The sequence below is a fragment of the Methylobacterium sp. WL119 genome (assembly GCF_008039875.1).
GTDB lineage: Bacteria > Pseudomonadota > Alphaproteobacteria > Rhizobiales > Beijerinckiaceae > Methylobacterium.
Genome location: NZ_VRUU01000252.1, coordinates 1 through 574 on the forward strand (window position 1 = coordinate 1; position 574 = coordinate 574).

1 protein-coding gene is annotated in these 574 nt (G+C 64.6%); it reads right to left on the reverse strand.

All coding sequences use genetic code 11. The annotated features are described in order from the left end of the window. Positions 1-574 (reverse strand): porin (locus FV227_RS28700; protein ID WP_187275004.1); only part of this gene is annotated, 574 nt, incomplete at both ends.

Sequence of the window (574 nt, forward strand, 5' to 3'; positions counted from 1 at the left end):
CCGTTCTTGACGCCGATCTGGGTGTAGAGGCCTTCCACACCGATATCGAGGTCCTTCACCGGCGACCAGATCAGGCTCGCGCCGGCGACGAACTGGTAGGTGTCGCGAAGCGCCTGGCTGAGCTGGTAGAACCGGGTGCCGGGCGTGCCGACCGAGTTCGCACCGTAGCCGGTACCACCGGTGAGCGTAAACGCATTACCCTGACCGGCGCGGGCGCCGGCCGAGAAGCTCTGCTCGCCGTAGGAGCCGAAGGCGGCCGAACGCAGCTCAGGCGACCAGTAGTGCAGGTACGAGCCGACCACGGTGAAGCTGTCAGAAAGCGACATCTGACCAGTGAACGGGTTGATCGTCGCGTCGGAGAAGTACTGCGCGAACTTCTGACCCTGGATCGTGGTCGTGCTCTGGATGTACGAGCCGGTGTACGAGGAGTAGCCGGTGTACATCTGCGCGCCGACGCCGTAGGCGCCCTGCAGGTAGAGGGTATCGCCGGGGGAGATGAACGGCAGGTTGACCTTCACGCCGCCCTGGACCGCGTAGCCGTAGTCGTTGCTGGTGTGGGGGATGCTGACGTTGG